The sequence below is a fragment of the Novosphingobium sp. FSW06-99 genome (genome assembly GCF_001519065.1).
In the GTDB taxonomy this organism is placed as follows: domain Bacteria; phylum Pseudomonadota; class Alphaproteobacteria; order Sphingomonadales; family Sphingomonadaceae; genus Novosphingobium.
Genome location: NZ_KQ954259.1, coordinates 159,956 through 170,063 on the forward strand (window position 1 = coordinate 159,956; position 10,108 = coordinate 170,063).

The following is a 10,108-nucleotide window of genomic DNA, read 5'->3' on the forward strand; positions in this document are numbered from 1 at the left end:
ACGCGTTATGATTGCCCGTTGTTACCCCCGTATTGCAGGCGCCGCGCTGGCGCTGCCCGGCTTGTTGCTGGCGTCTTCTGCGATGGCAGAGGGCCCGGCCGATGGCGGCGATGCCGCCGACATCAAGGTTGTCGGCCATGTCGATCCCGAAGGGCTGCTGCCCGACCAAAGCGCGCCCAGGGCGGTCAGCGCGATTTCCGCCGATTTCATCACCAAGCAGGCGCCGACGCTGAACGCGTTTCAACTGGTCGGCCTGTTGCCGGGCGCGAACGTGTCGTCGAGCGACCCTTATGGCCTGTCGGTCAGTTCCAGCCTGACCTTGCGCGGACTGGGGCAGGACGAGATCGGCGTGCTGATGGAAGGCGCGCCGCAAAACGACATCGGCTATTACTATGCCTATCCCGCGCAATTCGCCGACAACGAGAACGTGCGGCAGGTCACCCTGACCCAGGGGGCGGTCGATATCGATTCGCCGGTGGTCGGCAATGCCGGCGGGCTGTTGTCGCTGTCGCTCGACGATCCCAAGGCGCGCAGCGGCGGGCTGGTCGATCTGTCGCTGGGATCATACAACGAAGAGCGCGCGTTCATGCGCTTTGACACCGGCACGCTGGGCACGACCGGGCTCAAGGCGTTTGTGTCCTATTCGATCAACCATGCCGACAACTGGCGCGGCGCGGGCTTTGACACGCGCCAGCACCTGGATGCCAAGCTGCTGGACGAATGGGGCAACGGCAACCGCGCCAGCATTTCGCTGTCGTTCAACCTGGGCGACACGTCGACGTATCCCAGCCCCACGCTGGCGCAGTGGCAGGCCAGTGGGCGCGGTTTCAACTATGATGCCGCCTATACCGACGGCGACACCAATTACTGGCGGCTCTATCGCAGCCCGTTCCGCAACATCTATCTTGCCGCTCCGGTCCATCTGACGCTGAATGAGCATCTGTCGTTCGACACATCGTCCTATCTCCAGCTCGGCTATGGCAATTCGCCCTATGGCACGCAGTTGAGCACCACCGGCAACTACCAGGGCACCGAACTGTTGACCCAGCCGATCAACCTGCCCGGCGCCGAAGGCGGCGTGGCGACCGTGCTGGGCAATTACACCGGGCAACAGTTTCGCGCAGGCGACGTGGCCAAGCTGATCTGGCAGACCGGCGCACAACGCCTGACCGCCGGGCTGTGGCTCGACTATGGCACCGATCACGACATCCAGTCCTATTCATCGATCGGCGCCGATGGCGTTCCGTTCGACCAGTGGGGCTATCAAAGCAAGGCCATCCACACCGCCGATGGGCAGTTGCTGGCCTATGAGAACGAGCGCACGGTCACGGTCACCAAGGCGTTTTTTGTGGCCGACAGCATCGCCGTGACCCCGCGTCTGACCGTTGATCTGGGCTTCAAGGGCGTCGATGTGCTGCACAATGGCGAAAACTATCTGCCCGGGCCGCAATCGGGTGTGCATTTCGCCAGCTTTGCCGCATTGCCGCGCGCGGCGGTGCATTACCGGGTGGATGACCGCCAGCAGGTGTTCGCCAATATTGCCACCAGTTTCCGCGCGCCCGACGAATATACGCTGTACAACACGTATTATGACGGCGCGCTGGCAGGCACGGGGACGACCGCGCTCAAGAACGAATATTCGGTCTCCGAAGAGCTGGGCTACCGCTATATCGACCCCAGCTTTTCGGCCTCGCTGACCGCGTTTCACTATCATTTCCGCAATCGCCAACTGGCGACGGTGATCGATTCGGGGGGTGCGCTGATCAATTCGACGCTCAACGCCGGCAGCCAGACATCCTATGGCGTGGACGGCGAGCTGGACTATCGCCCCGCCAAGGGCGTCAGCCTCTATGTCTCGGGCGAATATCTGCACGCGCGGCTCGACAGCGATCTGCCGGTCGATGGCGATGTTCTGCCGACCACCGGCAAGCACGCGGTATCGAGCCCCACCGTGCAGTTCGGCCTGGGCGGGACATATGACGATGGCCGCCTGTTCGGCAGCGGCGCGCTCAAATATGTCGCGCGCCAATATTCGACGTTCATGAACGACGAGAGCATTCCGGGCTATGCCACGCTCGATCTGGCGATCGGCGTGCATCTGGCCGGGCTGATCGATGCCAAACGCACCGATCTGCGGCTCAACGTGATCAACGCGACAAACCCGCATGTGCTGTCGGGTGTCGAGGCGATCAGCACCAACGCACAAGACACCTTTGGCCGCAACGGCACGCTGATCGCGGGCACGGCACCGGCCTATTATGTGGGCAGCGGCCGCGCCTTTGTGGCGACGATCGCGCGCGCGTTCTGATCATGGCACGCCCGGCGATCGATCATGGGCCCGACGGCGGCCATCTGGTGCATGGCATGGGCCTGACGCTGGAGGCGCCAGCCTGGCCAGCCATCACCGTGGCCGAGGCACAGGCCGTGCTCGCCCGGTTTCCCGCCGCCGGGCCGCTGGTTGCGCTGCACTGGCATTCGCCGCGCCCGTTTTCTGCCGCCGCGCTGGTCGAAACGGGCGCAGGCGCGTTCATCCTGAAACGCCATCACCAGCATGTGCGCACCCCGGCGACGCTGGCGCCCGAGCACCGGTTCATGGCGCATCTGCGCGCCGCCGGATTGCCTGTGCCCGACATCGTGATGGCGGATACCGGGGCCAGCGCCATCGGGCAGGACGCCTGGACCTATGAACTGCATCGCACCGGCGCGGGTCTGGATCTCTATCGCGATCGCCATTCGTGGACACCGTTCCTGCACCAGGGCCATGCCCATGCCGCGGGTGTGGCGCTGGGCCGCATGCATCTGGCCGCGCAGGGTTTCAACGCGCCCGACCGCGGTCCGCAACCCCTGATCGCCAGTTTCACGATTCTGCCGTCGCCCGATCCGCTGGCAGCGGCAGAGGCCTATGTCGCCGCGCGTCCGGCGCTGGGCGCGTTTCTGGCCGACAAGCCGTGGCGGCCGGATCTGGCGCGGCTGTTGGGCGCACTGGGGGACGGTTTGCCCGCACGGCTGGCGCAGGCCCCTCGGCTGTGGACGCACAACGACTGGCACCCCTCCAATCTGTTGTGGTCGACCGATGGCGCCGTCAGCGCGGTGTTCGATTTCGGACTGGCGACGCAGACGTGCGCGCTGCACGATCTGGCCACCGCCATCGAGCGGACGGCGATTTCCTGGCTGCAATTGCGCGAAGGCCGGGCGGATGACGCGGGCGCGCTGGCGCTGTTGGGCGGGTATCGCACGGTCATGCCGTTGACCGGGGACGATATCGCCACCCTTGCGCGTCTGCTGCCGCTGGTTCATGTCGAATTCGCGCTGTCGGAAGTCGATTATTTCGCCGGCATCCTGGGCGATACGGCGCAGGCCCTGATCGCCTGGCAGGACTATTGCCTTGGCCACGCCGAATGGTTCCTGTCGCCGCAGGGACGCGATTTCGTGCAACGGTTGCAAGCGGGCGCAACGGCGTAATGTCCGCCCTCGAAATCTGCGCCGTCGCGATCAGCTTGCTGGGCATATGGCTGACGGCGCGGCGCGCGATGCTGTGCTGGCCGGTCAACCTCGTGGCCTGTGCGCTCTATTTCAAACTGTTTTTCGACGTGCGGCTCTATGCCGACATGGTGTTGCAGGCGCTGTTCGGTCTTGCCGTGGTCTATGGCTGGATCATCTGGGCGCGGGGCAAGGCCGAGACGGGCGCGATCGTGGTCGAACCGTTGCCGCCCGCCCGGGCGGGCGCCGGCTTGCTGGCCGGGGCCACCGGCGCGCTGGTGATCGGCTGGTTCACCAGCCATTATACCAATGCGGCGCTGCCGTGGATCGATTCCGCGCTCAGCAGCTTCAGCCTGGTCGCCCAATACTGGACGGCGCGGCGTCATGCGGCCAGTTGGCTGCTGTGGATCGTGCTCGACACGATCTATGTCGGCATGTTCGTGTTCAAGGGACTGTGGCTGACCGCCGGTCTTTACGCAGCGTTCGTCGCGCTGGCCGTGCTGGGTTACCGGCGCTGGCGGCGCGGCTGATCAATCCGGTGTCGGCCCGCGCCAGTCGGTCTCCCCCCATGGCTGGTGATAAGCGTGGCGAATGTGGACGTGTGACAGGTTCAGCCACGCCGCCCACCAGCGGGCAGCATGGCGCAGCAACGGGCGCCGGGCTGGATCGGTGGCCAAGGGCGCGCAAACGGCGGGGGATGGTGACATGGCGGAATTCCCGTCCTTGATATGGTGGATGCCGGGCCCGTCATACCGGTGGGGGCGATCCACTCGCCAACGCAATGATCGACAGGGGGCATTATCCAGGCTTATGATCTGACGATGCGCACGCTTCCGCCCCTGTCTGCCGTCCGAGTCTTTGAAGCGGCGGCGCGCCATGAGAATTTCACGGCCGCCGCGCGCGAACTGGGCATGACCCAGGCCGCCGTCAGCCATCAGATTCGCGTGATCGAGAACCATTTCGGCCAACAGTTGTTCCGCCGCGAACGCCAGCGGGTGGTACTGACCGAACCGGCGCGGCGCGCCGCGGCGCTGCTGGGCAAGGGGCTGGATACGATCGAGGCGGCGTTTGCCGGGTTGCGCGCCGATGACGAGGCAATGCTGACGATCTCCACCACTTCGACTTTCGCCAATGCCTGGCTGGCCTGGCGGATTGGCCGGTTTCAGGTGCGCTATCCCGATATCGCGGTACGACTGTTGACGCAGGACGCCCTGACCGACTTTGCCGGTGACGGCGTCGATGTGGCGATCCGATCCGGCCATGGCCCCTGGCCCGACGTTGCGGCGCATCGCCTGCTGGTGCAGGATTTTACGCCGATGTGCAGCCCGGGCTTCCTGGCCGCGCAGGCACGCACGCTGGTGCCTGCGGACTTGTTCGATCTGCCGCTGATCAGCCCGCACGATCCGTCATGGGGTTGCTGGTTTCGCGAGGCGGGGCTGACCTATCCGGATGATCCGCCCACGGCCGGGCTGCGCCTGGATTCACAGGCCAACGAAGCCCATGCCGCGATGGCCGGACAGGGTGTCGCCATGCTGACCCCGTTTTTCTGGAAACAGGATATGACCGACCACCGCCTGATCCCGATGTTCGACCAGGTGTCGACGCTGGGCCAGGCCTATTGGATCGTCTATCCCGAACACCGCCGTCTTACCCGCAAGATCCGCCGTTTTCGCGACTGGCTGCTTGCGGAAATCGCGTGATGGCAAAGATGGTGGCGGCGGCGCGCGGTGTTGCGGCGACCGTGCGTCAATCCTGCCTGGCCAGCATGTCGCGCACCGCCAGCAAGTCGTCGGCAACCCGCAGCGCCAGCCGGCGCATTTCATCTGTCGCAGGCAGCAAGTCGGGCACCATCACCGTCATCATTCCGGCCGCCGCAGCAGACCGCACGCCATTGTGGGAATCTTCCAGCGCCAGACAGTGTTCGGGCGCCACGCCAAGCGCCCGCGCCCCATGGAGATAGGGCGCAGGATGCGGCTTGCCTTGCGGATAGTCGCCATGGGCGATGATCGCGTCAAACCGATGGGCCAGCCCGAAATGCGCCAGGTGATGATCGACGCTCGCCCGCTTTGACGATGTCGCGATCGCGCGGGGCAATGCGCGGCGATCGAGCAGGTCAAGCATCGCGAGCACACCGGGTTTCATCCGCAATTCGCTGTCGAGCAGGCCACCGAAATGCCCATGGCAGCAGGCAAAGAAATCGGCCGCCGGAAAGGCTGCGCCAAATTCGGCGCGCATCATGACAAGGCCCTGGTCTGGCGGCAGGCCGATCAGGCTGGCGTAGAACGCATCCGACACGGCGACGCCATGGTCCGCCCCCGCCCTGGCCATGGCGATCCGAAACACCGCCTCGGTATCGAACAACAGGCCATCCATGTCGAACACGACGGCCTTGACGGGATTGGGAAAAACCATGCGTGTGGCCATAATTGCGCGGGAACCGCTGTCAATGCATGCCCGCCGCACGCGGGCACCCACGACCGTTCCTCGACGGTCGCACCGGGCTGGCCTCAGGATCGTCGCCCCGACAAGGGCGTGCCGTTCAACGCCATTCCGGCCTGAGCCGGACGTTCAGGCGGGCACGATCGGTTCGGCGCCTGCCGCGTTGAGCACGTGGCTGCACCCCAGCGCGGCGGCATCGTCACCCGGCGACAAGGCCGCGACGGTGCGCCAGCCGATCGAGCGCAGGCGCGCCGCCATGTCCGGGTCATGGCCCAGCGGCAGGAACACGCTTGGCTCAACGGGTTCGTCCGCCGCCAGCAGATCGATCAGGCCATCGGGAAACAGTGAAAATCCGGTCGCCGCTTCACCGCCGTTGGGCCCGGCGATGCGGTATGTGCCGCCCCGGCCGAGCAAGCCGCGCACGCCTTCGGCATAGAGCGTAAAGCCGAACCACGATTGGTATTCAAAGCCGTGCCGTTCGCTGGGGTCCAGCGTCAGCCGCGCCGTGCCATCCAGCCGCGCGGCAATTTCGCGCAAGGCGGCAATCCGCCCGGCCAGCACGCCAGTGGTATCAAACGCCGCCAGCCGTTCGATCGCGGTGTCGAAATCGCCCGTGGCATAGAGCAGCGGAACATAGGCCGCGCCGCCCGCATCGACCAGCCCGCCGGCATCCTTGGTGTCGAGTTCGCGACGCACGCCCTCGATCGCCTCGGGCGCCAGCGGCAGCGCCTCGGCGGCCAGCACGTCGACCAGATCGGGCAACGTGAAATCGACGCTGATCCCCTTTGCACCCGCCGCCTGCAGTGCCTCGATCGCGGTCGCCACGATCTCGCTGGCCGCCGCGACGTTGTCGACGCCGATCAGTTCGGCCCCGCATTGCAGCTTTTCACGCGCCGGATCGAGCCCGTCACCCCGGATCAGCAGCACTTGCCCGGCATAGCACAGGCGCAAGGGACGCGCCGCCGAGGCCAGCCGCGATGCGGCGATCCGCCCGATCTGCGGCGTGTGATCGCCGCGCAGGATCAGCATGCGCAAGCTTTGCGGATCGACAAAGCGGAACATCCGCCGCGACCGGATACCCGCCATGCGCGCGCCCAGCGTGGCATCGAATTCGATCATCGGCGGCAGCACACGGTCATAGCCATGGCCGTGCATCACGCCATGGATCGCGCGCATGACACGCGTGGTGGTCGCCGCTTCACGCGGCAATCGGTCTTCCAGCCCCTCGGGCAACAGATCGCGGTCACTGATGGTCATGGACTGCGCCCATAGAGTATCGCACAAAAAAGTGGGAACCGGTTTTTTCGCATTTGGCGATGGAGCCGTAAAAACCTGCCATCAGTCTGGTCGGAAATTCCGGCTTCGCCGAAATTTCCGAAGGCCGCACCGGCCCGCTCCCCCACCCGACCACCCATAGGATACCTATGGTAGGGTGGTCGGGTGGGGGAGCGGGCCGGTGCGGCCTTCAAAATTCGCTCATCTGCGAATTTTGAATCAGACTGTCAGGCAAACGCGGCGCGCAGTCGGGCCCCGGTATCGTTGATATAGCCCACGGCGTCGGGCACGACCTGAAACATCGAGAAGAACCCGTGGATCATGCCTGGCGCGACCACCGCGTGCACAGTGGTGCCCGCCGCAGCCAACGCCTGCCCATAGGCCACGCCTTCATCGCGCAAGGGATCGAATTCGGCCATCACCAGCGTCGCGGGCGGCAACCGCGACAAGTCCGCCGCGCGCAGGATCGTCGCCCCTTCGACCGGCGCGCCCGGCGCATGGCCCAGATATTGCTGCCAGAACCACTGCATCATCACCGAAGACAGGAAATAGCCGCCCCCGCCGTTCTGCGCATAAGACGGCAGGGTGAAATCGGTATCGGTGACCGGATAGATCAGCACCTGATGGCGCAGCGCCGGGCCGCCTTCATCGCGCAGACGGATCGCCACGGCCGCCGCCAGATTGCCCCCCGCGCTGTCCCCCGCTACCGCCAGCCGCGCAGGGTCGATCCCCAGCGTGTCGGCATGATCGTGCGCCCACACCAGCGCATCGTGGCAATCATCGAGCGGGGCGGGGAACTGCGCTTCGGGCGCCAGCCGATATCCGACCGACAAGACCGCCGCGCCGCTGGCATTGGCCAGCGCGCGGCACAACGGATCATGGGTGTCGATCGATCCCACCACCCAGCCGCCGCCGTGGTAGAACAAGACCAGCGGTGGCCGCTCGTCCACGCACTCGGGCACATACAAGCGCGCGGCCAGCATGCGCCCCGGCAGGTCGATCTCCACATCGCGCACATGCGCCACAGCGGGCGGCGGCATCAGCGGATCGGGCCGGTTGCGGCTGGCACGCAAGGCTTCGGCGGTGATCGTCGCCATGTCGACCGGCGGAAATTGCGCAAAAAAGCCGAGCACTGCCTCGACATGCGGATTGAGTGGCATGGTGGTCGCATCTCCCAGGGGTTTGCCCCGGTTGTAAGCCAGGCTTGGCGCCGGGCCAGCAAAAAAACGGGGGCGGACGCGCCGCGCCCACCCCCGTCTAACCTGTGCGAAAAACGCCGGACTCAGGCGAATTTCAGCCCCTTGACCTGCCGCACGCCATTCAGCGCGCGCGCCTTGGCCAGCACTTCATCGCTGACCGGGCTGTCGACCGACAGCAGCAGCACCGCCTCGCCGCCCGCTTCGCGACGGCCCAGGTGGAACGTGCCGATGTTGATCGCCTCGGCCCCCAGCAACGTGCCGATCGAGCCGATGAAGCCCGGCGCGTCGGAATTGACGATATAGAGCATGTCGCCATCCAGATCGGCCTCGATCGCGATGCCGAAGATTTCTACCAGACGCGGCTGGCCATTGCCGAACAGCGTTCCCGCGATCGAGCGCTGGCCCGCATCGGTATCGACCGTCACGCGCACCAGCGTGCGATATTCGCCTTCGCGATCGTGGCGCACTTCGCGCACGTCGAGCCCGCGTTCCTTGGCCAGGAACGGCGCGTTGACCATGTTCACGGTCTGCGAATACTGCTTCATCAGCCCGGCCAGCACGGCGGCGGTGATCGGCTTCTGGTTCAGTTGCGCGGCGGCGCCTTCGGCCTCGATGGCGATCTTGAGCACTTTGTCGCCAACCAGTTGCCCGACCAGCGCGCCCAGCTTTTCCGCCAGCGCCATATAGGGCCGCAGCTTGGGCGCTTCCTCGGCCGACAGCGACGGCACGTTGAGCGCGTTGGTCACGCCCCCGGTGGTCAGGTATTCGGCCATCTGTTCGGCCACCTGCAATGCGACATTGACTTGCGCTTCTGTGGTCGAGGCGCCCAGATGCGGGGTGCAGATGAAGTTGGGCGTGCCGAACAGCGGGCTGTCCTTGGCCGGCTCGGTTTCAAACACGTCGAGCGCTGCGCCCGCGATATGGCCACTGTCGAGCAAGTCCTTCAGCGCCGCCTCGTCGATCAGCCCGCCGCGCGCGCAGTTGACGATGCGCACGCCCTTCTTGGTCTTGGCGAGGTTTTCGCGGCTGAGGATGTTGCGCGTTTCGCTGGTCAGCGGGGTGTGCAGCGTGATGAAATCAGCCTTGGCCAGCAGGGTATCCAGATCGGCCTTTTCGACGCCGATTTCCAGCGCGCGTTCGGGCGTCAGGAACGGGTCATAGGCGACCACTTTCATGCGCAGGCCGATCGCGCGGCTGGCGACGATGGCGCCGATATTGCCCGCCCCGATCAGGCCGAGCGTCTTGCCGGTCACTTCGACGCCCATGAAGCGGTTCTTTTCCCACTTGCCTTCCTGCGTCGAGGCGTCGGCCTCGGGCAACTGGCGCGCCAGCGCAAAGATCAGCGCGATGGCGTGTTCGGCAGTGGTGATCGAATTGCCGAACGGGGTGTTCATCACCACCACGCCCTTGGCCGAAGCATAAGGAATATCGACATTGTCGACGCCGATCCCGGCGCGGCCGATCACTTTGAGGTTGGTCGCGGCATCCAGGATCGCCTTGGTCACTTTGGTCGAAGACCGGATTGCCAGGCCATCATATTGGCCGATGATGGCGATCAGCTCTTCGGGCGTCTTGCCGGTGATGACATCGACATCGCACCCCTTGTCGCGAAAAATGCGCTCTGCATTGGGGTCCATCTTGTCGGAAATGAGCACTTTGGGCTTGGTCATGGGAAAACCTTTGCAAGGATAACATGATCCTCCCCGCCCCGGGGA

8 protein-coding genes are annotated in these 10,108 nt (G+C 65.4%); 4 read left to right on the forward strand and 4 right to left on the reverse strand.

Going from position 1 to position 10,108, the window contains the following annotated elements:
* Positions 1–7 precede the first annotated feature (7 nt).
* The 4 genes from AQZ49_RS15725 to AQZ49_RS15740 all read left to right on the forward strand — a co-directional run bounded on the left by AQZ49_RS15725 (position 8) and on the right by AQZ49_RS15740 (position 5,180).
* Complete coding sequence (locus AQZ49_RS15725) at positions 8–2,308, forward strand: TonB-dependent receptor (RefSeq protein ID WP_067617591.1); 2,301 nt, start codon at positions 8–10, stop codon at positions 2,306–2,308.
* A gap of 2 nt (positions 2,309–2,310) precedes the next feature.
* Positions 2,311–3,462, forward strand: coding sequence for a phosphotransferase enzyme family protein (locus AQZ49_RS15730; RefSeq protein WP_067617594.1), 1,152 nt, complete (start codon positions 2,311–2,313; stop codon positions 3,460–3,462).
* Positions 3,462–4,010: a nicotinamide riboside transporter PnuC gene (pnuC, locus tag AQZ49_RS15735; RefSeq protein WP_067617597.1), complete on the forward strand. Its 549-nt coding sequence runs from the start codon at positions 3,462–3,464 to the stop codon at positions 4,008–4,010. The genes AQZ49_RS15730 and pnuC overlap by 1 nt, the downstream gene beginning before the upstream one ends.
* A gap of 291 nt (positions 4,011–4,301) precedes the next feature.
* A complete protein-coding gene (locus tag AQZ49_RS15740; RefSeq protein ID WP_067617599.1) occupies positions 4,302–5,180 on the forward strand; it encodes a LysR substrate-binding domain-containing protein in 879 nt (292 codons plus the stop codon).
* 46 nt (positions 5,181–5,226) lie between these two features.
* Here the strand turns inward: AQZ49_RS15740 and AQZ49_RS15745 are convergent, their stop codons facing one another.
* The 4 genes from AQZ49_RS15745 to serA all read right to left on the reverse strand — a co-directional run bounded on the left by AQZ49_RS15745 (position 5,227) and on the right by serA (position 10,063).
* The gene (locus AQZ49_RS15745) at positions 5,227–5,892 is read right to left on the reverse strand and encodes an HAD family hydrolase (protein WP_067617784.1); all 666 of its coding nucleotides are present in this window, start codon (positions 5,890–5,892) and stop codon (positions 5,227–5,229) included.
* Positions 5,893–6,048: 156 nt separating this feature from the next.
* Positions 6,049–7,176, reverse strand: coding sequence for an ATP phosphoribosyltransferase regulatory subunit (locus AQZ49_RS15750; RefSeq protein WP_067617601.1), 1,128 nt, complete (start codon positions 7,174–7,176; stop codon positions 6,049–6,051).
* A 245-nt stretch (positions 7,177–7,421) separates the two neighbouring features.
* Positions 7,422–8,354, reverse strand: a complete 933-nt coding sequence (gene estDL136 / locus AQZ49_RS15755; protein WP_067617604.1) for a chloramphenicol hydrolase — start codon at positions 8,352–8,354, stop codon at positions 7,422–7,424.
* A 122-nt stretch (positions 8,355–8,476) separates the two neighbouring features.
* Positions 8,477–10,063: a phosphoglycerate dehydrogenase gene (gene serA, locus AQZ49_RS15760; RefSeq protein WP_067617607.1), complete on the reverse strand. Its 1,587-nt coding sequence runs from the start codon at positions 10,061–10,063 to the stop codon at positions 8,477–8,479.
* Positions 10,064–10,108 lie beyond the last annotated feature (45 nt).

Coding starts and splice junctions, on each gene's coding strand:
- AQZ49_RS15725 (WP_067617591.1), top strand. CDS start 8: ATGATTGCCCGTTGTTACCCCCGTATTGCAGGCGCCGCGCTGGCGCTG.
- AQZ49_RS15730 (WP_067617594.1), top strand. CDS start 2,311: ATGGCACGCCCGGCGATCGATCATGGGCCCGACGGCGGCCATCTGGTG.
- pnuC (WP_067617597.1), top strand. CDS start 3,462: ATGTCCGCCCTCGAAATCTGCGCCGTCGCGATCAGCTTGCTGGGCATA.
- AQZ49_RS15740 (WP_067617599.1), top strand. CDS start 4,302: ATGCGCACGCTTCCGCCCCTGTCTGCCGTCCGAGTCTTTGAAGCGGCG.
- AQZ49_RS15745 (WP_067617784.1), bottom strand. CDS start 5,892: ATGGTTTTTCCCAATCCCGTCAAGGCCGTCGTGTTCGACATGGATGGC.
- AQZ49_RS15750 (WP_067617601.1), bottom strand. CDS start 7,176: ATGACCATCAGTGACCGCGATCTGTTGCCCGAGGGGCTGGAAGACCGA.
- estDL136 (WP_067617604.1), bottom strand. CDS start 8,354: ATGCCACTCAATCCGCATGTCGAGGCAGTGCTCGGCTTTTTTGCGCAA.
- serA (WP_067617607.1), bottom strand. CDS start 10,063: ATGACCAAGCCCAAAGTGCTCATTTCCGACAAGATGGACCCCAATGCA.